Source organism: Marinobacter sp. MDS2, from assembly GCF_030718085.1.
Taxonomy (GTDB): Bacteria; Pseudomonadota; Gammaproteobacteria; order Pseudomonadales; family Oleiphilaceae; genus Marinobacter.
This window is the reverse complement of record NZ_JAVAJF010000001.1, coordinates 692,992-717,330: the sequence shown is the minus strand read 5'-3', so window position 1 is coordinate 717,330 and position 24,339 is coordinate 692,992. Positions and strand designations below refer to the sequence as shown.

Annotated in this window: 22 protein-coding genes, 1 tRNA gene and 3 pseudogenes; 17 read left to right on the top strand and 9 right to left on the bottom strand. The window is 55.0% G+C overall.

Features of this window, described 5'->3' with window-relative positions; all coding sequences use genetic code 11:
* Positions 1–36: 36 nt before the first annotated feature.
* From dapD to map, 5 genes are all read right to left on the bottom strand, one after another.
* Entirely contained in the window at positions 37–1,065 is a 1,029-nt protein-coding gene (dapD, locus tag Q9245_RS03435) for a 2,3,4,5-tetrahydropyridine-2,6-dicarboxylate N-succinyltransferase (protein WP_305895841.1), read from the bottom strand.
* A 103-nt stretch (positions 1,066–1,168) separates the two neighbouring features.
* Positions 1,169–1,510, bottom strand: a complete 342-nt coding sequence (locus Q9245_RS03430; protein WP_305895840.1) for an ArsC family reductase — start codon at positions 1,508–1,510, stop codon at positions 1,169–1,171.
* On the bottom strand, positions 1,507–2,709 hold the full coding sequence (gene dapC / locus Q9245_RS03425) for a succinyldiaminopimelate transaminase (protein WP_305895839.1): 1,203 nt from the start codon (positions 2,707–2,709) through the stop codon (positions 1,507–1,509). The genes Q9245_RS03430 and dapC overlap by 4 nt, the downstream gene beginning before the upstream one ends.
* Positions 2,706–5,351: a [protein-PII] uridylyltransferase gene (locus Q9245_RS03420; RefSeq protein WP_305895838.1), complete on the bottom strand. Its 2,646-nt coding sequence runs from the start codon at positions 5,349–5,351 to the stop codon at positions 2,706–2,708. The genes dapC and Q9245_RS03420 overlap by 4 nt, the downstream gene beginning before the upstream one ends.
* Positions 5,352–6,122, bottom strand: a complete 771-nt coding sequence (map, locus tag Q9245_RS03415; RefSeq protein ID WP_305895837.1) for a type I methionyl aminopeptidase — start codon at positions 6,120–6,122, stop codon at positions 5,352–5,354.
* Positions 6,123–6,372: 250 nt separating this feature from the next.
* Here map and rpsB point away from each other — a divergent pair, with 250 nt between their 5' ends.
* The 16 genes from rpsB (at position 6,373) to Q9245_RS03335 (ending at position 21,116) form a co-directional block, all read left to right on the top strand.
* Complete coding sequence (gene rpsB / locus Q9245_RS03410) at positions 6,373–7,122, top strand: 30S ribosomal protein S2 (RefSeq protein ID WP_199008030.1); 750 nt, start codon at positions 6,373–6,375, stop codon at positions 7,120–7,122.
* 91 nt (positions 7,123–7,213) lie between these two features.
* Positions 7,214–8,083, top strand: a complete 870-nt coding sequence (gene tsf / locus Q9245_RS03405) for a translation elongation factor Ts (RefSeq protein WP_305895836.1) — start codon at positions 7,214–7,216, stop codon at positions 8,081–8,083.
* Positions 8,084–8,276: 193 nt separating this feature from the next.
* A complete protein-coding gene (pyrH, locus tag Q9245_RS03400; protein WP_114334004.1) occupies positions 8,277–9,011 on the top strand; it encodes a UMP kinase in 735 nt (244 codons plus the stop codon).
* Positions 9,012–9,029: 18 nt separating this feature from the next.
* Positions 9,030–9,587, top strand: coding sequence for a ribosome recycling factor (gene frr / locus Q9245_RS03395; RefSeq protein ID WP_305895835.1), 558 nt, complete (start codon positions 9,030–9,032; stop codon positions 9,585–9,587).
* Positions 9,588–9,649: 62 nt separating this feature from the next.
* On the top strand, positions 9,650–10,420 hold the full coding sequence (locus Q9245_RS03390; protein ID WP_305895834.1) for an isoprenyl transferase: 771 nt from the start codon (positions 9,650–9,652) through the stop codon (positions 10,418–10,420).
* Between the two features lie 19 nt (positions 10,421–10,439).
* On the top strand, positions 10,440–11,291 hold the full coding sequence (locus Q9245_RS03385; protein WP_305897160.1) for a phosphatidate cytidylyltransferase: 852 nt from the start codon (positions 10,440–10,442) through the stop codon (positions 11,289–11,291).
* On the top strand, positions 11,288–12,472 hold the full coding sequence (gene ispC / locus Q9245_RS03380) for a 1-deoxy-D-xylulose-5-phosphate reductoisomerase (protein ID WP_305895833.1): 1,185 nt from the start codon (positions 11,288–11,290) through the stop codon (positions 12,470–12,472). The genes Q9245_RS03385 and ispC overlap by 4 nt, the downstream gene beginning before the upstream one ends.
* A 52-nt stretch (positions 12,473–12,524) precedes the next feature.
* Positions 12,525–13,874, top strand: a complete 1,350-nt coding sequence (rseP, locus tag Q9245_RS03375) for an RIP metalloprotease RseP (protein ID WP_305895832.1) — start codon at positions 12,525–12,527, stop codon at positions 13,872–13,874.
* Positions 13,875–13,919: 45 nt separating this feature from the next.
* A complete protein-coding gene (gene bamA, locus Q9245_RS03370) occupies positions 13,920–16,238 on the top strand; it encodes an outer membrane protein assembly factor BamA (RefSeq protein WP_305895831.1) in 2,319 nt (772 codons plus the stop codon).
* 43 nt (positions 16,239–16,281) lie between these two features.
* Positions 16,282–16,779: an OmpH family outer membrane protein gene (locus Q9245_RS03365; RefSeq protein ID WP_305895830.1), complete on the top strand. Its 498-nt coding sequence runs from the start codon at positions 16,282–16,284 to the stop codon at positions 16,777–16,779.
* A gap of 40 nt (positions 16,780–16,819) precedes the next feature.
* A complete protein-coding gene (lpxD, locus tag Q9245_RS03360) occupies positions 16,820–17,845 on the top strand; it encodes a UDP-3-O-(3-hydroxymyristoyl)glucosamine N-acyltransferase (protein WP_305895829.1) in 1,026 nt (341 codons plus the stop codon).
* A 14-nt stretch (positions 17,846–17,859) separates the two neighbouring features.
* Positions 17,860–18,294, top strand: coding sequence for a 3-hydroxyacyl-ACP dehydratase FabZ (gene fabZ, locus Q9245_RS03355; RefSeq protein ID WP_207924363.1), 435 nt, complete (start codon positions 17,860–17,862; stop codon positions 18,292–18,294).
* Positions 18,294–19,085, top strand: a complete 792-nt coding sequence (gene lpxA / locus Q9245_RS03350) for an acyl-ACP--UDP-N-acetylglucosamine O-acyltransferase (RefSeq protein WP_305895828.1) — start codon at positions 18,294–18,296, stop codon at positions 19,083–19,085. The genes fabZ and lpxA overlap by 1 nt, the downstream gene beginning before the upstream one ends.
* 18 nt (positions 19,086–19,103) lie before the next feature.
* Positions 19,104–20,282 carry a lipid-A-disaccharide synthase gene (lpxB, locus tag Q9245_RS03345; RefSeq protein ID WP_305895827.1) on the top strand — a complete coding sequence of 393 codons (1,179 nt, stop codon included), beginning with the start codon at positions 19,104–19,106 and terminating at the stop codon, positions 20,280–20,282.
* On the top strand, positions 20,282–20,965 hold the full coding sequence (rnhB, locus tag Q9245_RS03340; RefSeq protein WP_305895826.1) for a ribonuclease HII: 684 nt from the start codon (positions 20,282–20,284) through the stop codon (positions 20,963–20,965). The genes lpxB and rnhB overlap by 1 nt, the downstream gene beginning before the upstream one ends.
* Before the next feature lie 74 nt (positions 20,966–21,039).
* Positions 21,040–21,116 (top strand) — tRNA-Met (locus Q9245_RS03335).
* Positions 21,117–21,248: 132 nt separating this feature from the next.
* Here the strand turns inward: Q9245_RS03335 and Q9245_RS03330 are convergent.
* From Q9245_RS03330 to Q9245_RS03320, 3 genes and pseudogenes are all read right to left on the bottom strand, one after another.
* Positions 21,249–21,919: pseudogene (locus Q9245_RS03330) on the bottom strand (DDE-type integrase/transposase/recombinase); the annotation flags it as partial.
* Between the two features lie 11 nt (positions 21,920–21,930).
* Positions 21,931–22,410: a MarR family transcriptional regulator gene (locus tag Q9245_RS03325; RefSeq protein WP_305895825.1), complete on the bottom strand. Its 480-nt coding sequence runs from the start codon at positions 22,408–22,410 to the stop codon at positions 21,931–21,933.
* 178 nt (positions 22,411–22,588) lie between these two features.
* A pseudogene (locus Q9245_RS03320) lies at positions 22,589–23,392 on the bottom strand (ABC transporter substrate-binding protein); the annotation flags it as partial.
* On the opposite strand from Q9245_RS03320, the pseudogene Q9245_RS15945 reads away from it, so the two are divergent.
* Positions 23,379–23,495, top strand: a pseudogene (locus tag Q9245_RS15945) (hypothetical protein); the annotation flags it as partial. The pseudogenes Q9245_RS03320 and Q9245_RS15945 overlap by 14 nt on opposite strands.
* A 41-nt stretch (positions 23,496–23,536) precedes the next feature.
* Here Q9245_RS15945 and Q9245_RS03315 read toward each other — a convergent pair.
* Positions 23,537–24,325, bottom strand: coding sequence for an alpha/beta fold hydrolase (locus Q9245_RS03315; RefSeq protein WP_305895824.1), 789 nt, complete (start codon positions 24,323–24,325; stop codon positions 23,537–23,539).
* Positions 24,326–24,339 lie beyond the last annotated feature (14 nt).

The following is a 24,339-nucleotide window of genomic DNA, read 5'->3' as shown; positions in this document are numbered from 1 at the left end:
CCCCTCTTCGCGGCGGAAGAGGGGCTTGTGCGGGTCTTAGTTGTTGGCGTGCAGTTCTTCGTTCAGCTCGATAGCTGACTTGTTGGTTTTGCACTCAACGGCGCCAGTCTGGCTGTTGCGGCGGAACAGCAGGTCGTTTTTGCTGGCCAGATCGCGAGCCTTAACCACTTCAACTAATTCGTTGCTGTCATCCAGCAGGGCAACTTTGGTGCCTGCGGTGATGTACAAACCAGCCTCGACGGTGCAGCGATCGCCCAGTGGGATGCCGATGCCAGCGTTCGCGCCCAGCAGGCAGTTTTCGCCCACGGAAATGATGATGTTGCCGCCACCAGACAGGGTGCCCATAGTGGAGCAGCCGCCGCCCAGGTCAGAGCCTTTGCCGATCATAACGCCCGCTGAGATACGGCCTTCGATCATGCTGGTGCCTTCGGTACCGGCATTGAAGTTGATGAAGCCTTCGTGCATCACGGTGGTGCCTTCGCCTACGTAAGCGCCCAAACGAACGCGGGAGGTGTCCGCAATACGAACGCCCTTGGGTACCACGTAGTCGGTCATCTGCGGGAATTTATCGACAGACTTCACTTCCAGAGTGCGGCCTTCTACACGAGCTTGCAGCTGGCGTGCTGGCAGTTCATTAAGATCAATGGCGCCTTCGTTGGTCCACGCCAGGTTCGGCAGCAGGCCGAAGATGCCGTCCAGCTTCAGGCTGTGGGGCTTGGCCAGACGGTGCGAAATCAGGTGCAGTTTCAGGTACACCTCGGGCGTGCTGGAGGCGGTATCGTCGGTGGCCAGTACGGTAACCACGACAGGGCTTTTGCTCTCAGCCGCTTGCTCGGCCAGTTTTGCTTGAGCGGTTTCGCCCAGCTGGCGCAGGGAGGTAGCGAACTGAGTCAGTTGCTCGGCGCTCGCTTCAATGGCCTGATTGCCGCCTTTGTAGTTCAGCGCGGTTTCAACCACGTCGATCAGGTCTTTGCCTGGGGTCATAACCGGTTGCTGGTAGAACACTTCCAGCCATTCGCCCTGGTTGTTCTGGGTGCCGATGCCGATGCCGAATGCAAAACTCATCTGGTGGTTGCTCCTATCTAATATGTTTGAAAACCGAGTTCTTTTCCCTTGCCGCTAACCTCCGTTTCTTTGCGAGAGGTCAAGGGCAGAGGGTTTTAAAGTGTTAGCTCGTCCACGCAGCCCATTCGTCTGCGTTAAAGCCCACGGTTACTGTTTCGCCGCGTTCAACGACCGGGCGTTTGATGATGGAGGCGTTCTCCAGCATGATCTCGTGAGCACTTTGGGCGGTCATGTTATCACGAACCTCATCGGGAAGTTTTCGCCAGGTAGTGCCGCGTTTGTTGATAAGCGTTTCCCAGTCCAGCGTTTGCTCCCATTCGGTCAGCTGCTCGCTGCTCAGGCCGTCTTTTTTGAAGTCGTGGAATTCGTAGGCGACGCCGTTTTCGTCCAGCCACTTGCGGGCTTTTTTGACGGTGTCGCAGTTTTTGATGCCGTAGAGCTTCATGCTTTGAACCCTTTTACAAATTCGACAATGCGGTGCGCCGCTTCAACGCACTCTTCTACAGGTGCCACCAAGGCCATGCGCACCCGGTTCTCGCCGGGGTTATGGCCGTCCACGGTGCGGGACAGGTAGCGGCCGGGAAGCACGTGGACGTTTTGCTGAGCTGACAGTTCCCGAGCGAAGGTTTCGTCGTCGAACGGTGTTTCCGGCCAGAGATAAAAGCCTGCATCCGGGAAGTCGACGTTCATGACTTCGCGCAAGATAGGCACGACCGCTTCGAATTTGGCGCGATACGCCGAACGATTTTCTTTTACGTGTTCTTCATCGTTCCACGCAGCGATGCTGGCCAGCTGATTGTGAATGGGCATGGCGCAACCGTGGTAGGTGCGATATTTCAGGTAACCCGCCAACACTTCGGCATCGCCGGCGACAAAACCGGAGCGCAGGCCGGGCAGGTTGCTGCGTTTGGATAGGCTGTGGAACACCACGCAGCGTTTGAAGTCGTTGCGGCCCATGGCGGCGCAGGTTTGCAGCAGGCCTTCGGGCGGGTTGGCTTCGTCGGGATAGAGTTCGGAATAGCACTCGTCAGACGCCACAATAAAATCGTGGAGGTCGGCCAGTTCGATCACTTTGGTCAGAGTTTCCCGGCTGACCACAGCGCCACTGGGGTTGCCGGGGGAGCACAGAAACAGTACCTGGCAGCTGGCCCACACGGACTCGGGAACCTTGTCGAAATCCGGAATGAAACCGTTGCTGGCATCGCAGGGCAAGTAAACCGGATCGGCGCCCGCGAGGAAGGCGGCCCCTTCGTACACTTGGTAAAACGGGTTCGGGCTGACCACGGTCGCGGGTTTGCTCGAATCAACAACGGCCTGCACCAACGAAAAGATCGCTTCGCGGGTGCCGTTTACCGGAACGATGTTGCGCGCCGGGTCGAGTGAGGCTTCGCTCAGATCGAAGCGGCGGGTCGCCCAGTGGGCAATGGTTTCGCGCAGTTCGTCGATGCCCTTGGTGGTGGGGTAGTTGGCCAGCTTGTCGAGGTTGTCGGCCACCACCTGCTTTACGAAGGCGGGTGCGGGGTGTTTGGGTTCGCCAATGCCCAGTGAAATCGGCGCGAGGTGCTCAGGCACGGTGATGCCGGCCTTTAGTTTCGCCAGTTTTTCAAACGGGTAAGGGTGCAGTCTTTCTAGATTGGAATTCATTGAATCTCGTCCAGCATTTTGCAGAGGTGCTGTTGCAGGGCTTCGCACTCAGCGGGGTCGCTCAGTGGCCGGCCATGTTCGTCAGTGATGAAGAAAACGTCTTCTACCCGCTCGCCCAGGGTGGCGATTTTGGCGTTGGTCAGCCGCACCCTGTGCTCGAGCAAAACCTGACCAATCCGGGCCAGCAGGCCGGGGCGGTCGGGTGTGATGACTTCCATCAACGTTCGTTGGTTGATGGTGTCATTGGAAAAAGTGACTTCGGTCGGGAAGGCGAAGTGTTTGAGTTGCCGAGGAGTACGCCGGTGAATGATGTCCGGGTAGTCTTCCGGATCATCCAGCTCTTCGATCAGGCGTTTGCGCGCGCGCTCTTTCCGGGCAGGGTCGATCCCCAGCGGTTGCCCTTGCTCATCCAGCACTATATAGGAGCTGATCGAGTGGGGGCCCTCACTGGAGTTAATTCGGGCATCGACGATGTTCAGGTTCAGTTGTTCCAGCACGGCGGTGGTGGCTGCAAACAGGGCGACACGGTCCCGCATGTAGATGATGATCTGGGAGTAGCCGTCGGTTGGCCCGCCGCGGGTGTCTCGGATCAGCACCAGTGGGTCCGGATTGTCGCCATGGCGGATGATGGCGGCCGTCTGCCAGGCGATATCGACGGTGGAATCCTGAAGAAAGTATTCTTCGTCCACGGTGTCCCAGATCTGATCGATTTGTTCGTCGGTCATGTTCTGGGCATTAAGGATTTCCCGGGCTTCTTCGCGGGTAGCATCAATCCACGCTTGCCGGTTAACCGGTGTATCTATGCCGCGGCGCAGGGCTCGCTTGGCTTCAATATAGAGCTGGCGCAAGAGAGAGGCGCGCCAGGTGTTCCAAAGCTTGGGGTTGGTGGCGCTGATGTCGCATACGGTTAACGTGTATAGATAGTCCAGATGCGCCTGGCTCGGGATGGCTCGCGCAAAAGCCTGGATGATGTCCGGGTCTGAAATGTCTTTGCGCTGAGCAGTCATCGACATAAGCAGGTGGTTCTCCACCAGCCAGGCGATCATCCGGGTGTCTCGCTCGCTTAAATGGTGTCGTTCGCAGAACGCTTCGGCATCAATGGCGCCGAGTTCGGAATGGTCGCCCCCGCGGCCTTTGGCAACGTCGTGGTACAAACCGGCGATAAACAGGGTGTCCATTTTCGGTAGGCGATGAATCAGCCGCGAGGCCAGGGGGTACTCGGTTCTGGCTTCGTCGCTGGTCAGCCTGACCATGTTGCGAATCACGCGCATGGTGTGCGCGTCCACCGTGTAGATGTGGAACAGGTCGTGTTGCATCTGGCCAATGATGTCGCCAAATTCCGGCAGATACCGGCCCAACACGTTGTACTTCTTCATTGCAGAGAGCGTTTTGTGCAGCGGATGGGGCGTGCGCAAAAGCTCCATGAACAGGCTGGTTACCGCGAGATCAGACCGGAATACATCGTCGATCAGGTGCCGGTGCGCCCGCAGGGAGCGAATGGTGGTTGCTCGAATGCCCTTGATTTCAGGGTGCTGCGCCATCAACACGAAAATTTCCATGATGGCGTAGGGGGCGTAAGCAAACACCTGATTGTTGATGGCTTCGATGTAGAAGTTGCGCATTTGGAAGCGCTTGTTCAGCGGCCGGATTTCGTCTTCGCTGCCACTGCCGAGAATCGCTTCGTCATAGTATTGGAGAATAACATCCGTCAGCTCCGCCAGCGCCAACACGGTTCGGTAGTACGACTGCATCATCAGCTCGACGCCAAGACGTTTGCCTTCGTCTTTATAGCCCAGCATTGAGGCGAGGGCGCGCTGATGATCAAACAGAAGCCGGTTTTCATTGCGATCGGCAATGAGCTGAAGGCCAAAGCGTAAACGCCATAAAAAGGTTTCGCCTTCCAGCAATACCCGGTGTTCTTCATCGGTAATGATGCTGAATCGGGCCAGCTCGGCGGTGCTTTCAAGCCGGAAATGCCGTTTGGTGATCCAGCCGATGGTTTGAATGTCACGCAGCGCGCCGGGCGAGCCTTTGACGTTGGGCTCCAGGTTGTACTCGGTATCACCGTACTTTTTATGGCGGCCTTGCTGCTCTTCCCACTTGGCGACAAAGTAATCTTTGTCTGACATCACGTCGTCCAGATAAACCTGCTCGGTGAGGTCTTCCCGAAGGCTGTCCTGGCCGGCGATCGTTCGGGTTTCCAGCAGGTTGGTCAGGATGGTGATGTCTTGTTTTGCGGCGGCAACGCATTCGTCAACACTGCGAACGCTGTGGCCGATATCCAGTTTCAGATCCCACAACAAGGTGATGAAGGCGCTCAGGTCGTCTTGCCATACGCTTTCCGTCCCTTGGTGAGTGAGTATGAGCAGGTCAATGTCGGAATGTGGGTGGAGTTCGCCCCGGCCGTATCCGCCTACGGCAACCAGAGCGATGTCGGGCGAGCTGGAAAATGGATAGCGATTCCAGATCAATCGAAGCACTGTGTCTACCGTCGTCGCTCTGGTGTGAACCAGAGTTCTGACGTCAGCACCTTGCCGAAAGGCTTCGGCATCGGCTTCGTAGTGATGCTGCAAATACTCTCTTGCCGCCACGACCGGGGAAGGGTCGTGGCTGATGCGCTGTTCCAGCTCGCTTTGGTCCACTTAGAAGGACTCTTCTGAACGCTTGGTCAGAACTTCATGACCGTCTGCGGTTACCAGAATGGTGTGTTCCCACTGGGCTGACAATTTGTGATCTTTGGTGACCGCAGTCCACCCGTCAGCCAGAAGCTTGGTGTGGTACTTTCCTTGGTTCAGCATCGGCTCAATGGTGAACGTCATGCCTTCTTTGAGCTCAAGGCCAGTGCCCGGTGTGCCGTAGTGCATAACCTGAGGCTCTTCGTGGAACACGGCGCCGATGCCATGACCGCAGTAATCCCGAACCACAGAGTAGCGATGCTTCTCGGCGTGCTTCTGAATAACGTGACCAATGTCGCCAAGGCGGGCGCCGGGCTTGACCAGTTCAATGCCTTTGTACAGGCATTCCTGGGTGATCTGGATCAGGCGCTCAGAACCGGGTTTGGGCTTGCCGACAACCCACATCTTACTGGTGTCGCCGTGGTAGCCGTCTTTGATGACGGTTACGTCGATGTTGATGACATCGCCGTCCTTCAGAACTTTCTTGTCGGTCGGGATGCCGTGGCACACCACGTGGTTAACCGAGGTGCAGATAGACTTCGGGAAACCTTTGTAGTTCAGCGGAGCGGGAATGGCCTGCTGCTTGTTAACAATGTGGTCGTGGCAAATGCGGTCAAGCTCTTCGGTGGTAACGCCGGGTTTGACGTGCTCGCCGATCATTTCAAGAACTTCCGCTGCCAGGCGGCCGGCTACCCGCATCTTTTCGATTTCTTCGGGGGTCTTAATAGATACTTGCATCGGACTTCCTGTTTATATGCATCAAGCCAGCATTTTAAGGGGCGCGAGCCATAGGTACAAGGAAGGTATTTGCCAAAAGTAATGGCGTTGCGGGCGCGAGATATGGTATAAACGCGCCCGCCGAAACAAAACTCGGTAAATTCACACACGTGTCAGCACGTTGTCCCAGGGTGCCGGCTCCTGCTTTAAGGAGACAGGTTGGGGCAATTGGATGCGTGGAGGCCTAACCCGAAGCTAAAAGGTAAATATCATGGCTCAGGTAAATATGCGTGACCTGCTGAAAGCAGGTGCTCACTTTGGACACCAAACCCGTTACTGGAACCCGAAGATGGGTAAGTACATCTTTGGTGCTCGTAACAAGATTCATATCATCAACCTTGAGCAGACTGTTCCTGCGATGAACCAGGCGCTGGATTTCATTCAGCAGCTGACCGAAAGCAAGAACAAGATCCTGTTTGTGGGTACCAAGCGTGCCGCAGCCAAGATCATCAAGGAAGAAGCACTGCGTTCTAACCAGCCGTACGTTAACCATCGCTGGTTGGGTGGCATGCTCACCAACTACAAGACCATCCGTCAGTCTATCCGTCGCTACCGTGATCTGGAAGCCCAGAGCAAAGACGGTACTTTCGACAAGCTGACCAAGAAAGAAGCTCTTGAGCGTACCCGCGAGATGGATAAGCTTGAGCGTTCTATCGGTGGTATCAAAGACATGGGCGGCCTGCCAGACGCGCTGTTCGTTGTTGACGTAGACCACGAGCGTATCGCTATAAAAGAAGCGAACAAGCTGGGTATCCCTGTTATTGGTGTTGTTGATACCAACAGCGATCCTGACGGCGTTGACTACGTAATCCCGGGTAACGACGACGCAATCCGCGCTATCCAGATCTACGTAAAAGCAGTTGCTGATACATGCCTGGAGTCTTCCCAGACTGCCGGCGGCGCTGACGAGTTTGTAGAAGTTAGCGAAGATGCCCAAGGCGCTGCTCCAGCTGCCGAGTAAGACTTAACCGTCTGGTTTAAGTTATAAGGCATGCCCCTTTTTACCGGGCATGCCTTCCCACCGAATTTGTAACTGATTGAGAGGACTGAACATGGCTGCAATTACCGCTGCAATGGTCAAAGAGCTGCGTGAGCGCACTGGTCTTGGCATGATGGAGTGCAAAAAAGCACTGGTTGAAGCCGGCGGCAGTGTTGATGCTGCAATCGAAGAGCTTCGTAAGTCATCTGGCCTGAAGGCTGCTAAAAAAGCCGGTCGTACCGCTGCTGAAGGTGTGTCTTTGGTTAAGGTTTCCGACGACAAGACCGTTGCCTTCATTCTGGAAGTTAACTCCGAAACTGACTTCGTTGCCCGTGACGACAACTTCATGAACTTCGCCAACGACGTGCTGAACGTTGCGTTCGAAAAAGGCGAAACTGACGTTGCCAAGCTGATGGAAGGCGAGCTGGAAAGCAAGCGTGAAGCGCTGGTTCAGAAGATCGGTGAAAACATTACTGTTCGTCGTCTGGTGAAGGTGGAAGGTCCGGTTGTTGGTGGATACGTTCACAGCAACAGCAAGATCGCTTCTGTTGTCGCTCTGAGTGCTGGTACTGAAGAACTGGCCCGCGACATTGCTATGCACGTAGCTGCGGTTAACCCGCGTGTTGGCAAGCCGGAAGATATGCCTGCTGACGAGCTGGCTAAAGAAGAAGCCATCATCAAATCTCAGCCTGATATGGAAGGCAAGCCTGCCGAAATCGTTGAAAAGATGATGGGCGGCCGTATCAAGAAGTTCCTGGCTGAAAACAGCCTGATCGAACAGCCTTTCGTTAAGAACCCTGAGCAGAAAGTGGGTGAGTTGATCAAAGCCGCAGGCGGCGAACTGGTTGGCTTTACTCGTCTGGAAGTGGGTGAAGGCATCGAAAAAGAAGAAGTGGATTTTGCTGCTGAAGTGGCTGCGGCCGCTGGCACAGGCAAGGCCTGATCCATTTTTTAAGTGCTTCTGTCAAAGACAGTAGCGCTACCTAAGTCTGCCACGTCAGCCGGGTTCGCCCGGCTTTCGTGGCGGGCTTGTATCTGAGATACCCCTTTTTTGCGCTAGGATGAGAGGGATATGTCAGATACAAGCCTGCCAAGGGTTTGAAGCCGCACAGCCAAAAGACGAAAAGGGGATCACCATGCCGACACCGACAACTTCAACCAATCAGCCCAGATATAAGCGTGTTCTGCTCAAGCTTAGTGGCGAAGCCCTGATGGGAGAGCACGAGTTCGGTATTGATCCTAAAGTACTTGACCGTATGGCATTGGAAATCGGAGCTCTTGTCGGTATCGGTGTGCAGGTTGCGCTGGTTATTGGTGGTGGCAATCTGTTCCGTGGTGCGGCGTTGAGCGAGGCTGGTCTGGATCGGGTGACTGGCGACCACATGGGTATGCTGGCCACTGTGATGAATGGCCTGGGGATGCGCGACGCGCTGGAACGTTCAAACATCCGTACCCGGGTTATGTCTGCGATCCCCATGAGCGGAATTGTCGAGCATTACGACCGCCGTCGCGCTGTTCGCGATTTGAAAGAAGGCGATGTGGTGATCTTCAGTGCGGGAACCGGCAATCCTTTCTTTACCACCGACTCGGCCGCTTGTCTTCGCGGTATTGAAATTGAGGCGGATGCCGTTCTGAAAGCGACCAAAGTGGATGGTGTGTATAACGCGGATCCCAATCTGGACCCCACCGCAGTAAAATACGACCGCCTGACCTACGATGAAGTTTTGGATCGCAAGCTTGGCGTGATGGATCTTACCGCCATCTGTCTGGCTCGTGATCACGGCATGCCATTGCGTGTTTTCGATATGAACCAGCCAGGTGTTCTCACCCGCATTGTGACCGGTGAGAAAGAAGGCACATTGATTGAGTAACGAATTGAGGGTTTCGACGTGATTGACGATATTAAGACTGAAGCTGAAGCAAAAATGCAGAAGAGCCTTGAGGCGCTTACCTCGGCTTTCAATAAAATCCGTACCGGTCGCGCTCACCCTGCGATTCTCGATAGCGTTATGGTGAACTACTACGGCCAGGACACCCCGCTGAAGCAGGTGGCCAGCGTAAACGTGGAAGACAACCGCACGCTGCTGGTTGCACCGTGGGAAAAAAGCATCATTTCGGCCATTGAAAAAGCCATCATGATGTCGGATCTGGGCTTGAACCCGTCCAGTAACGGCGATGCCATTCGTGTTCCCATGCCAATGCTGACCGAGCAGACCCGTAAAGAAATGGTCAAGCAGGCGCGCGGTGACGCAGAGCAGGGGCGTGTATCGGTGCGTAATGCCCGCCGTGACGCGAACGGCATGCTGAAAGACCTTCTTAAAGAGAAGGAAATCAGCGAAGACGATCTGCGCCGTGGCGAAGACGAGATTCAGAAGCTGACTGATAAGTACATCGCCGAGATCGAAAAGATGCTCAAGGCGAAAGAAGAGGATCTGATGGCGGTTTAACCGTCAGATTGTCCAGAAACAGAGTGAGCAGTGGCTGAAAACGCCACTGCACAGAGGGTTTCATGACGGATCAAATAACCGCAGAAATTCCGGTGACGGCAAGCAATCGTCCCCGGCATGTGGCCATTATCATGGATGGCAACAATCGGTGGGCGAAAGCCCGGCGATTGAAGGGAGTCGCGGGCCATAAAGCAGGAGTGGATGCGGTTAAAGCCGTTGTTGAAACCTGTGCGCGGCAGGGCGTTGAGGTGCTTACCCTGTTTGCCTTCTCCAGTGAAAACTGGCGGCGCCCGAAAGACGAAGTGTCGGCGTTGATGCGCCTGTTTGTGATCGCGCTTGAGCGGGAGGTTCGAAAGCTTCACCGCAACAATATCCGGTTACGGATTATTGGCGACCGCTCCGCGTTCAATCCTTTGCTCCAGGAACACATGGAAAAAGCCGAGGCGCTTACTCGCGATAATACCGCGATGACGCTTGTGATCGCCGCCAATTATGGCGGGCACTGGGACATCACTCAGGCCACTCAAGCGGTTGCTGAAAAAGTTCGCGCGGGTGAGCTGGCTCCTTCCGATATTACCGATGATTTGATTCAGCAGCATTTGAGTATTGGCGATTTGCCGATGCCTGATTTGATGATTCGTACTGCTGGCGAACAGCGCATCAGTAACTTCTTGTTGTGGCACTTGGCCTATACGGAGTTTTACTTCTCCGACGTTTTCTGGCCCGATTTCAAAGCTGAAGAAATGGTGAAAGCGTTAGAGGCCTATGGCACCCGCAAGCGTCGTTTTGGCCAGACAGACGATCAGCTCGAATCTCAAGCCACAAAACAATAACGACATAGCGATTATTACCGTGCTTAAAACTCGAATTATTACTGCTCTTATCCTGGCCCCGATTGCGATCGGTGGCATCTTCTTTTTACCCGCGTTTGGCTTCTCGCTGTTTACCGGTGCCATCATTGCTCTTGGTGCTTGGGAGTGGGCAAACATGTCGGGTATTGAGGGGCAGGGTGGTCGCGTCTCATACGCTGTTGGCGTTGCCATTTTGATGGCCTTGATATCGCAGCTCAACGTGCCCGCCGTGGGGGTTTTGTCGTTGGCGTTTGCCTGGTGGGTGGTGTGTTTTGGCTTGGTCAGTCGTTACCCGCGAGGGTCTGACAGCTGGGGTTCCACGCCGATCAGGGCGCTAATGGGGCTGTTCGTACTTTTGCCGGCATGGGTCGGTTTGAATCATCTGCGCACTGGCGTGTTTGAATTTGGTGCTTTGACCAACAGTTTGCTGGTGATTCTGTATATCTTCCTGATGGTTTGGGTAGCGGACATCGGTGCGTATTTCGCCGGTCGGGCTTTCGGCAAGGCCAAGTTGGCGCCTCGGGTTAGCCCTGGGAAATCCTGGGCGGGTGTCTGGGGTGGTTTAGTGGCGGTTGGCGTGTTGGCCCTGGTTGCCAGTTATATTGCCAGTGCCAGTCTGCACGAAACTCTGTTGTTGCTCGTTGCCAGCCTGTTTACGGGCTTCGTGTCGGTGCTGGGCGACCTGCTGGAAAGCATGCTCAAGCGTTTCCGTGGCATTAAAGACAGCAGTCAGTTATTGCCCGGGCACGGTGGCATCATGGACCGGATTGACAGCCTCACCGCCGCCATCCCGATTTTTGCCTTAATCATTACCTTGCTCGGTTGGCTGAGCGCAGCCAGCGTGTCTGTATGACCCAGCGCAGCGTTACGGTTCTAGGGGCAACCGGCTCCATAGGGCTCAGTACTCTCGACGTTGTCCGCCGGCATCCCGAGCGTTTTTCTGTGTGGGCGCTGACGGCGGGCACGAAGGCGCAAGAATTGGCGGCGTTGTGCCGGGAGTTTAAACCTGCGTTTGCGGTGATGGCCGATGTCGATGCGGCTCGAGAGCTTGAATGTCTGCTTGAGGATATGCCGGAAACGACCGTGCTCAGCGGCGAGCAGGGTTTGTGTCAGGTAGCCGCAGCGGAAGATGTGAACACGGTGATGGCCGCGATTGTCGGTGCGGCCGGGCTTGCGCCAACACTGGCGGCCATTCGTGCCGGAAAGCGCGTGTTGCTGGCCAATAAAGAAGCGCTGGTGATGTCCGGTAAGCTGTTTATGGACGCAGTGGCCGAATCGGGCGCGGAGCTTCTGCCGATCGATTCCGAGCACAATGCCATCTTCCAGTGCATGCCAGCAGACAAAGTGCGCAACCCCGTCGCGGCTGGCATTACTCGCATTCTGCTGACCGCCTCTGGTGGGCCTTTCCGGACCTTTACAGCAGAATCCCTGAATTCGGTGACACCGGCACAAGCCTGTGCGCACCCGAACTGGTCTATGGGCCAAAAGATCTCGGTTGATTCGGCCACCTTGATGAACAAAGGGCTGGAGCTTATCGAAGCCTGCTGGCTATTCAATACCACCCCGGATCGTGTCGAAGTGCATGTGCACCCGGAAAGCATCATTCATTCGATGGTGGAATATGCCGATGGTTCGGTGCTGGCCCAGATGGGCAGTCCAGACATGCGCACACCCATTGCGAACGGTATGGCTTGGCCCGAGCGTATAGCGGCGGGCGTGGCGCCGCTTGATTTATTCGCGATTGGAAAGTTTCACTTCGAACGCCCGGATGTGCAACGTTTCCCGTGTTTGCGGTTGGCGGCCGATGCCTTCGCAACCGGCGGTACGGCACCGGCCGTGCTCAATGCCGCGAATGAGATAGCCGTCGCTGCATTTCTGGAAGGTAAGCTGTCCTTTACCGATATCCCCGTTATCATAGAGCGAACGCTGGCGGCCACTGAAGTGGTGGATGCTGATAGCTTTGAAACCATTTTCACGAAAGATTCCGAAGCGCGGAAGCAGGCCAGCAAACAGATTGGCTTGTTGTCGGCCTGATATTGTTTCGGCGTTTCGTTAAGCTGTAGCCCCGACCAACACCGGAAGACCTATGCAGATTATTCAAAGCGTATTGGCCTTAGCGCTGACTCTGGGCATCCTGGTTACCCTACACGAGTACGGGCATTTCTGGGTCGCCCGGCGTTTTGGCGTGAAAGTACTTCGATTCTCGGTAGGTTTCGGTAAACCTCTGTTTTCCTGGTATGACCGGCAAGGTACCGAATATGCCATCGCGGCCATCCCGTTGGGTGGCTACGTTAAAATGCTGGATGAACGTGAAGGGCCCGTTTCGGAGGAGCTTCGGCACCAGGCCTTTACCTCCAAGCCGCCTTCTCAGCGCATTGCTATCGCCGCTGCCGGTCCGGTGGCCAACTTCTTGTTTGCCATTCTGGCTTATTGGTTGATCAGCGTGGTGGGTGTAACGACGGTAGCCCCTATCGTTGGTGATGTGGCTGCAGGCAGCACCGCTGAACGTGTGGGATTGCAGGAAGGCATGGAAATTCACTCGGTGGACGGTCATCGGGTAACTTCCTGGCGCGATGTAAATATGCGCCTGTTGGAACGTGCCGGAGAACACGGACAGGTGTCTCTGGAAATCACCGAAAACGGCTCCCGGAGTATCGTTTCAGGACCGTTAAATGGCTGGGCGCTCAGCGACGATGCTCCGAACCCTTTGGCAGAGTTTGGTTTAACGCCCTGGCGCCCGGAAGTGCCCGCGGTGTTAGGGCAGATTGTTGAGGATGGTCGAGCGCAAGCCGCCGGGCTGCAAGCGGGCGACCGGGTATTAGCGGTTAACGGAGAGCTGGTTCAAGACTGGTTTGCGTTGGTGGAATACATCCGCAACGCGCCAGAACAGCCGATCGTGTTATCGGTCGAACGTAACAGTGGTCGGCTAGAGGTGGCCGTTACACCCGGCGCACGCACTCTGGACGACGGGCAGGTGATCGGCTTTGTCGGCGCGGGCGCTGAGGCTATTTCATGGCCTGACGAAGCGCTTCGGGAAGTGCAGTTCGGGCCTTTGGCTGCGATTCCCAACGCCATTCATGAAACCTGGGCCGATACCCGGTTGACTCTGGTGGCGATCAAAAAGATGGTGACGGGGCTGTTGTCTCCAACGAATCTTAGCGGACCGATTACCATCGCCCGGGTTGCTGAGGCCAGCGTCAGTTCGGGCTTTGAAGATTTTGTCCGTTTTCTGGCTTACCTCAGTGTAAGTCTGGGCGTTTTGAATTTGCTGCCAATACCGGTGCTGGATGGTGGTCATATCGTGTATTACACGATTGAGGCTATTCGCCGTAAGCCCCTATCGGAAAGGGCTCAAGAGCTAGGGTTACGAATTGGTATGGCTTTGATCCTGACTTTAATGGTGTTTGCTCTTTACAACGACCTGATGCGGTTGTGAGAATTGCGGGCTCCTTACCGCACATTAACCAGGCGATATAACTGAATGAGACGTTCTCTTCTAGCTGTAGCTGTTGGCCTCGCGATTACCGCAACCGGTATGAAGCCAGCGTTGGCGGACGAATTCACGGTTGCGGACATTGAGGTGGAAGGCCTGCAGCGGGTTTCTGCGGGCTCTGTGTTTTCCGCGTTTCCGATCAACATGGGCGAGCAAATCGATGAAGCTCGTCTGGCGGCTGCCATCAAAGATCTGTTTCGCACCGGGTTGTTTACCGATATCGAGGTCAGCCGCGACGCTGGCGTATTGATTCTGACCGTCCGTGAGCGGCCTTCCATTTCGTCGATCGAAATTGAGGGCAACAAAAACATCGAAACCGATATGCTGAAAGATGCTCTGGCAGGTGCGGGCCTGGATGAAGGTCAGGTTTTCCGCCGGGCAACGCTGGAGCGCCTGGAGCTTGAAATTCTGAGGTCTTATATCGCTCAGGGGCGCTATAACGCGCGTGTAAAAGCCACAGCTGAAGAGTTGCCCCGAAACCGTGTTGCCATCCGGCTGGACATCAATGAAGGCTCGGTCGCCGCGATCCAGAACATCAACATCGTTGGTAACCGCGAGTTCGACGATGAAACCTTGACCGACCTCTTCGAGCTTCGCAGCAGCAGTTGGTGGAACTCTCTGACCAATAGCGACAAGTACGCTCGTGAAAAACTCAGCGGTGACTTGGAAACTTTACGTTCGTTCTATCTCGACCGCGGCTACCTCGATTTCAATGTGGAATCCAGTCAGGTGTCTATCTCGCCCGACAAGCAGCAAGTCTTCATCGCCATGGCCCTCAATGAAGGCCCACAGTACACCATCTCCGATATCCAGCTTCGCGGTAACCTGATTCTTGAAGAGGAAGAGCTGCGCAAGTTTATTCCGGTGAAAGAAGGCGATGTGTTCTCCCGTGCCCAGATGACGTCGATTTCCGAAGCTTTATCGTTTCGTCTCGGCCGCGAAGGTTATGCCTTTGCCAGCGTAAATGCGGTGCCTGAGCCTAGCGATGATCATACTGCCAAGGTCACTTTCTATATTGAGCCGGGCAAGCGTGCCTACGTGCGCCGTGTTAATTTTGATGGCAACGTATCCACCAAAGACGAAGTGCTGCGTCAGGAAATGACTCAGATGGAAGGCGGCGTTGCCTCTTCCGACCGGATCGAATTCTCTAAAACCCGCCTTGAACGCATGGGCTTCTTCAAAACGGTTGATGTGGAAACCGTGCCGGTTCCGGGTTCGGATGATCTGGTAGACGTGAATTACAGCGTTCAGGAACAGCCGACGGGTAGCCTGTCGGCCTCTGTAGGCTTCTCTCAGAACTCCGGTGTGATTCTTGGGGCGTCGGTTTCCGAAAACAACTTCTTCGGTAGCGGCAAGCGCGTATCCTTTGGTGTGAACTTCAGCGATTCCGTCAAGAGCGCCAACGTGTCCTACATGGACCCGTATTACACCGTGGACGGGGTAAGCCGCGGCTTTAGCGTATTCGCTCGGGAGACGGATTATCAGGAAGAGGACATTTCATCCTACTTGCTGGATGAATACGGTGCCCGGATGACGTTTGGTTACCCGACAGATTCCATTACCCGTCTGAACTTTGGTGTGGGGGTTACCCGATCAGACATCAAAAAAGGCGTTTTCTCCTCGGAGGAAGTCAGAACCTTTATTGAAGACGAAGGGGATTCCTTCACCAACTACTTCCTGTTTGGTAGCTGGCGCCGCAGTACCTTGAACCGTGGTGTGCTTCCGACCAACGGCTACAGTCATTCCCTGTCGTTGGATGTGGCCGTACCGGTTAGTGATCTGACGTTCTATAAAGCGAGTCACCGCACGGACTTTTACTTCCCGCTGGTCGATAGTCAGCGGTGGATCGTGCGGGCCCGAACAGAGGTTGGCTTCGGTGACGGTTATGGCGATCGTTCGCAGATGCCGTTCTTCGAGCATTTCTACTCAGGCGGTTACGGTTCGGTACGAGGTTATCGCGCCAATTCGCTGGGTAACAAAGCGACGAACCAGCCTAACGACTTCTCCGATCCCGATCCGTTTGGCGGTAACCTGCTCACCGAGGCTGGCCTGGAGCTGATTTTCCCGACGCCGTTTGCCGGCGATTCCCGGAGCATGCGTACGTCGTTTTTCCTGGATGCAGGCCAGGTCTTTGACACCGACCGTGGTTTCGACCCGGAGCTGACGGAAGTGCGTACTTCGGCGGGTGTGAGCTTCCAGTGGATCACCGCCGTTGGTCCGTTGGCGTTCAGTCTTGCTAAGCCACTGAACGACAAGAGTGGTGATGATACTCAGGTGTTCCAGTTCTCGCTGGGACAAACGTTCTGACACCTAATATAAAAACCAAAACAGGAAACAAAGGAGAGTTTTGATGAAGCGTATTTCAGCCGTTCTAGGTTCGCTATTACTGGCCTTCTCTTTTCATGCTGCGGCAGAGACCCGTGTGGGCGTGGTAGATCTGCGTCAGGCGCTTTTTTCATCGAACGACGCGCAGGCGTTCAGTGAGAAGCTACAGAAGGATTTCGCTGCCGATGAAAACAAAGTGCGCGAAGCTCAGGAAGCTGCTCGTAAACTGAAAGATCGCCTCGAAAAAGACGGTGCGATGATGAATGAAAGTGAGCGTACCAAGCTGGCAACGGAGTTTCAGGAAAAGGTTCAGGAATTTAATTTCCTCAAACAGCGTCTTGATTCAACGGTGGCCCAGCGTAAGCAACAGTTCCTCGAAGGTGCGCGCCCCGAGGTGGATGCGGCGGTTAAAGAGCTCTTGGAGGAGCATGATCTTGATTTGATCTTGCCGAGCGAAGCGGTTGTCTACGTGAAGCCAGAGATGAACTTGACCCCGCAGCTGCTTGAGAAGCTGAACCGTTAAAAAAACGGGCCTCCCCGGTCCAGGTATTTGGAGATAAAAAATGGCAGAAACATCCTATCGTCTTCAGGAAATTGCTGATGCGTTGGGGGCCAGCCTGCGGGGAGATCCGGATGCCCGGGTGTCTGGTATGGCAACCCTGCAAGCGGCAGGCCAGAGCCAGATCAGTTTCCTGGCAAATCCATCCTATGGTAAGTATCTGAAAGACACTCGGGCCGGCGCCGTTATTGTGTCTCCGGCAACGGCCGATCAAGCTCAGACCAATGTCCTGATTTTGGACAATCCTTACATGGGCTATGCTCGCCTGAGCCATTGGTTTGACCGCACGCCCGCGGCTCCAGCGGGCATTCACTCCACCGCGGTTGTTGATCCCAGCGCGACGGTTTCTGCCACTGCCAGCATTGGGCCCCACGTGGTTATTGAGGCCGATGCGAAGATCGGTGAACAGGTAGTTATTGGCGCGGGTTCCATTGTTGGCGCACGTTCGCGCATTGGTGATTGCTCCGTCCTTAACCCGCGAGTAACGCTCGCCCATGATGTTCATCTTGGCCAGCGCTGCAATATTTTGAGTGGTGCGGTGATCGGCGGGGCAGGCTTCGGGTTTGCCAACGAGAAGGGCGAATGGCATCGCATTGCCCAGTTGGGTGGTGTGGTTCTGGGCAATGACGTTGAAGTGGGTGCCAACACGACTATCGACCGCGGAGCGTTGGGCCCCACGGTGATAGGTGACGGGGTAAAGCTCGACAATCTTATTCAGATTGCCCACAACGTCCAGATTGGCGATCACACGGCCATGGCAGCGTTGACGGCGATAGCCGGCAGTACCAGCGTTGGTAAATACTGTGTGTTTGGTGGCGCTTCAGCAGTTGCTGGCCACCTGGAAATTGCGGATCAGGTTCATCTCACAGGGATGAGCATGGTCACCAATGATATCTCTGAAGCGGGCGTTTATTCGTCTGGTTTGCCGGCAGATAAAAACCGCCAGTGGCGAAAGAATGCTGTGCGCTTTAGGCAGTTAGACGGCCTGGCGCGACGGATTAAAGAACTCGAAAAGAAATTTAAAGGCTGAGGCCGGTCATGACGATGAACATCGAAGAAATTCTGGAATATTTACCGCATAGATATCCGTTTATGCTGGTCGACCGGGTAACCGAGGTCGAAAAAAATGTGTCGATCAAAGGCTATAAGAACGTATCGTTCAACGAGCCGTTCTTTACCGGACATTTTCCGGATAATCCGATCATGCCGGGCGTCTTGATTATCGAGGCCATGGCTCAGCTTTCCGGCATTCTGGGATTTGTGACAGTAGGGCGGAAACCGTCAGACGGCGTGATACAATATTTGGCTGGTTCCGATAAGGCTCGTTTTAAGCGCCCTGTGCGCCCCGGAGACCGCTTGGAACTGGAGTCCGAGCTTGTTTCTGCCAAGCGCGGCCTGTGGAAATTTAATTGCCGCGCGTTGGTAGATGGGAATGTTGTCTGCGTGGCAGAAATACTAACCGCTGAGAGAGAAGTTTGATGGCGACAAATGACTGGTCGGGTGTCCATCCTCAAGCGATTGTGGACCCATCAGCCAAGCTGGGGGCTAACGTCACGGTAGGCCCTTGGAGCTATATTGGCCCGAATGTGGAGATCGGTGATAACACCGAGATTCTTTCCCACGTTGTTGTAAAAGGTCCAACGGTTATTGGTAAAAATAACCGTATTTTCCAATTCTCCAGTATCGGAGAAGAGTGCCAGGACAAAAAGTACGCGGGTGAGCCCACAACGCTCGTCATCGGCGACAACAACACCATTCGCGAGAACTGCACCATCCATCGTGGTACGACCCAGGACCGCGGTGAAACCCGCATTGGTAGCGACAATCTGCTGATGGCGTATGTGCACGTTGCGCACGACTGTGTGGTAGGTAATGGCACCATACTGGCGAACTGCGCGACCCTGGCTGGCCACGTGACCGTCGGGGACTTCGCGATTCTTGGTGGTGGCACGATGGTGCATCAGTTCTGTCATATCGGCCCGCACAGCATGGCGGCAGGTGGAAGTATCGTTCTGAAAGATATTCCTGCCTATGTTATGGCCAGCGGCCAATCCGCTCAGCCGCACGGCATGAATGTGGAAGGCCTGAAGCGCCGTGGTTTCAGCAAAGAAGATTTGTTGGCGTTGCGACGCGCTTACAAGGTTATCTACCGTCAGGGGTTAACCAGCGAGCAAGCGTTGGCCGAACTTGAACAAAGTTACGCTGATACCCCTGTGATGAAGCCTCTGATTGCCTCGCTCCGGGGATCGGACCGCGGCATCATTCGCTAAGTCGGCAGGAGGCTGTCGGTGGCAGATGTTCAGGTTGACCCAGTCAGCTTTCGCAAAGTAACCATAGCGATTATCGCAGGGGAGGCATCGGGCGACATTCTCGGTGCCGGGCTCATTCGGTCGCTTCGTTTGCGCTACCCCAATGCTCGCTTTGTCGGCATTGGGGGCGATGAGATGATTGCCGAAGGCTTCCATTCATTAGTGCCCATGGAACGGCTGTCCGTGATGGGGCTCGTGGAAGTGTTGGGGCGTATCCGGGAATTGTTCAGCATTAGGGCCCGGCTTCTCGATTATTTCTTCGCCACCCCTCCTGATGTCGTGATCGGCATCGATTCTCCCGATTTCACTATCACCATCGAACGCCGTTGCCGAGAGGCGGGCATTCCTTCGGTGCATTATGTCAGTCCGTCTGTATGGGCCTGGCGCCAAAAACGCATTTTCAAAATCGCAAAATCGATCGACTTGATGCTTACGCTGCTTCCCTTCGAAGCGCGCTTTTACGAAGAACATAACGTGCCCGTAGCCTTTGTCGGCCATCCTCTTGCGGACCGGGTGCCGATGGAGCCGGATACCTTGGCGGCTCGAGAAGCGCTGGGTCTGGACGCTGATAAGCCGGTTCTGGCTGTGTTGCCCGGAAGTCGAGGTGGGGAAGTCGAGCGTCTGGGTACCTTGTTTTTGGAAGCATCCCGTTGGCTGCAAGGGCGTCGGCCAGATATCCAGTTGGTCATTCCTTGCGTGAACCGTGATCGCGAGCGGCAAATTGAGGCGTTGGTGGAATCACTTGAGGTGAAGCTGTCGGTGACTTTGGTGCGCGGCCGCTCTCGCGAGGTGATGGCGGCCAGTGATGTGGTGATGCTGGCATCTGGTACTGCTACGCTCGAAGCGATGCTGCTGAAAAAACCGATGGTGGTGGGGTATCGGCTGAGCAACTTCAGTTTCAAACTGCTGTCGCGCTTGGTCAAAGTGCCTTGGGTTGCCTTGCCAAATCTGCTGGCCAAGAAGGAACTGGTGCCGGAATTGTTGCAGGATGATGCCACCCCTGAAGCTCTCGGTGCGGCTGTGCTGCAACGGCTTGAAGATAAGGCAGGGCGTGCCCGCCTGAAAGAAGCGTTTACCGAGCTTCACATTGCCCTTAAACAAGATGCCGACGAACGCGCTGCGAGTGCGGTATCGGAGCTAATCGAGAGCAAACGCTGATGCCCGCTAAAGAGTTGCCGCCGTTCGAGTGTGCCTATCAAGGAAAGCTTTTGGCGGGTGTCGATGAAGTAGGGCGGGGCCCACTGGTGGGCGCGGTGGTCACCGCGGCCGTGATTCTCGACCCGGAGCGGCCCATCGCGGGATTAGCCGATTCCAAAAAGCTGACAGAGAAAAAGCGGGCAAAGCTGTACGACGAAATTATTGAAAAGGCGGCAGCCTGGAGTCTCGGGCGCTGCGAGCCGGAAGAAATTGATCGTTTGAATATCTATCAGGCAACCATGCTTGCGATGCAGCGCGCGGTCGATGGCTTGTCGATCGCGCCGGAATACGTGTTGGTGGACGGTAACCGCTGCCCCAAGTGGAACTGGCCATCCGAGCCGGTTGTTAAAGGCGACGGCCGGGTTGAGGCGATCAGTGCCGCATCGATCATTGCGAAGGTAACCCGGGATCTGGAAATGGATGCGTTGGAGGAAAAGTACCCGGGCTTCGGGTTTGTCAAACACAAAGGTTACCCGACACCGGTTCACCAGGAAGCCTTAATGCGGCTGGGTGCAATCCCGGAACACCGGCGGTCATTCAAGCCGGTTCAGGTGGCAATCGAAACGGTAGGTTTGTTTCGGCCAGAAGAGGCGGTAAGTGAGGCTTTAAGCTTTCCGACCGATTTGTTTGAAGATATCTGTTGACGGAACGAGTTATCCTCTGTAATATTCGCGCCACGTTGATCGGGGTTAGCCCCGAAATAAGACGAACAGTTTGATGCGGGGTGGAGCAGTCTGGTAGCTCGTCGGGCTCATAACCCGAAGGTCGTTGGTTCGAATCCAGCCCCCGCTACCATATAAAAGAAAGGCAGATCAGTAACTTACTGGTCTGCCTTTTTTGCTTTCTGCGTCTCGAAATTCCTCTGTGCCCAAATTGTGCCCACACAGTGGCCAATGTTGTTTGGGTGTTTGTTAGCTTTCTGGGGTTCTACCTCGTTTCCACGGACGCTTTTAAAACGGCGGACAGTTTCTGATCCTGAACGGCAGCTCTACGTCGCATCCTGGGATTATGGAATCACTCGATGTAATCAAATATGTCAGCTCGCGCCTCGTTCTGAGTGCGATAACGCCGGTGGTGAACTCGCTCCCGGTGAATTGGCTGCCTCGATCAGAGAGTAAAATCACCGGGTCTTTCCCTTGGCGTTGCCAAGCGGCCATCTCAACCGCTCTGATCACCATATGCCGATCCTGTCGATGATGCATGGACCAACCAACGATCAGCTTGCTGAACAGGTCTAGAGCTGTGCATAGAAAGAGCGTTGCTTCTTGCGTGGCTAGCCCTGAATGGCGTGTTTGGCCATCAACCAAGCAACACGGTTCAGGCTGGTTAACGTGCCTTCGGCAACCAGGTCCTCGTGCATTCGGGGTGAGCCAATCATGCCTCCACTATCGTCATGAATCTCTCTAATGTGACAGCAAGTGCTTATTCGCCTTTGCCCTGGCGGACTCAGGGCGAGATACCCAAACGTAATAACCGCTGGCCGACACCTTCAGGCATCGGCACATAAGGCGTATCGGGAAATGATTGCGACAACGTTGAATCGCCTGATGCCTCAGGACGACTCCTTTGCGAAGAACACTGCCGCTTCGCGCAAAAAATCACGCTCCTTCTAAGTATCAGTGTGTTCTGGGATGGTTGGCTCCAGCGAAACGTCAATAAGCCCGTGCTGAAGCTTTTTCAAAAGATGGAGCAAGCTGACGCTGTCATCAAAACTCATTCCATGCATGGCCTGTCTGTAAAACTCGTCAATAGTGTCCTGCAGTCGATTCCAGAAACTCCGACCAGATTCGGTAAGTACCACCAGTCTAGCTCGGCGGTCTTCGGGATCAGGAATCCGAACGACATGCCCGTCTCTTTCCATTCGCTTGAGGACGCCATCGAGGTTTTGGCGACTGACGTAAAGGTACTCTTTCAGCTGATTGAATGAAGTGCCGTCGTCGAATCCTTCTCGAGACAATGCACCCAATACTGCCCACTGCACAGCACTGATGCCCATCTCATTCTGAACCTGGCGCTGCAGATTGTTTCCAGTCTGGAACGGGCGAAAAAATAGCCGGTTGGGAATGCCTCCGGATTCATTGACGATCATTTCGTATCCCGTTAATAAAGAATGGTTCGCAAGACGTTTGAGTCTATTAATCAACGATATCTTCACATAAATCAGGGGTGATCTTCCGCATTTTCTTGCGTCGCGCCGGAGGAGCAGGGCTCTGTGAATCCGGAGTTTCCTGAGAGCTCGCAGGAAACTCCGTGGTCGCAGTCTTCACTCAGTTAGTGATCAGCTTGCACTTGCTCTCGGATAGCGGACGGAATGCTTCGTTACCGGGAATAGTTCGAACAATCTTGTACAGATCCCACTCGCCGGTAGATTCTCCCGGTGTTTTCACCTGAGCCAGATACATGTCATGAACCATGCGGCCATCTTCACGGATACGACCGTTTTTGGCAAACATATCGTTGATCGGAGTCTCTATCAGATGCTGGCGGACAGTTTGGGGGTCATCCGAGCCAGTAGCTTCTACCGCCTTCAGGTATTGCATCGTGCTGGAGTAGATGCCCGCATGCACCATGGTTGGACGGGTGCCGGTTTCTTCCATGAAACGATCAGACCATGCACGAGTCTCGTCGTTCATATCCCAGTACCAACCGGTAGTCAGTTGCAGTCCCTGGGCCGCTTCGGGTCCCAGAGCGTGAATGTCACTGATAAATACGACAAGACCGGCAATGGTTTGGCCTGACTGGGTAATACCGAATTCTGCCGCAGTGGAGATCGCATTGGTGGTATCTGCACCGGCGTTTGCCAGAGCGATGACATCGGCGCCAGAAGCTTGGGCCTGCAAAATAAATGAAGAGAAGTCAGGAGTCGGGAATGGATGGCGGATGCTTCCCAGAATCTCACCGCCATTGGCTTCTACAACCCGTGTGACGTCAGCTTCCATGGCATGACCGAAGGCATAGTCTGCGGTCAGTATGTACCAGGATTTGCCGCCTTCCTGAACGATCGCGGTTGGGGTGCCAATGGACAGTGCGTAGGTGTCATAGACGTACTGAATATGATTTGGGGTGGCGCGACATTTGGTGAATCTGGAAGTGGTGAATACCTATGAAGGTACCCACGATGTGCACGCCCTGATACTGGGCCGGGCCCAGACCGGGATTCAGGCGTTCTTTTGATTATTTATAAAGGGGCCAACAGAGTTGTTGGCCCCTTTTAGTCAGCCCAGATGTTTGAACAACAGATCGGCCATTAGAGCCGGACATTCGACCGATGGCACGTGGCCAATACCATCCAGAATCAGCGGGGCCGGGGAATCACTGAATTGCGCCAGGGCTTTCAGTGACTCCGGTGGTGTCGCTGCATCCTCTGAGCCACCAACCAGGAGAATCGGCATATTGCGATCCTTCAGCTTTTCCCTGAAATCGGCTTTACCCAGCATTTCGCACAGCAGTGCATAGCTGTTGGCATCGCCCCGTCCCATAATCACTTTCCAGCCGTCCAGAAGCGCAGGCTGATCCTGACAGGCATTCGGGCCGAACCAGCGGGGCACGATTTCGCCGGCCATCGCCACCAGGCCTTTCTCCCGAACGTTGGCCGCACGCAGGCTCCAGGCTTCCTCGGTGCCAATGATGGCGCCGGTGTTGGTCAGTGTGGCGGTCTCAAGCTGCTCGCTATGGGCAGCAATCAGCTGTTGACCGATTACTCCGCCGATAGATGTGCCGGCAAAATGAAATCTGGATACCCCGGCTTCTTTCGCCAGTGCCAGGGCTTCCTGTGCTAGGTCATCCGGTGTGATTTCTCCGGCGGTTTCGGGCCAGGCGGCACTTGCCCCGTGTCCAGGCAGGTCCCAGGTCAGAACCCGGAACTTTGGTAACAGCATGGGCAGCATGTCGTCCCAAACTCCCTGGGTCATGCCCAGAGGGTGTGCCAGCATCAATAACGGCTTTTGGCTGTCGCCCAGCAGGCGATAGCAGATGGTGCGGCCGTTGTTATTCAGAAATGCCATGTTGTCTCCTCAGA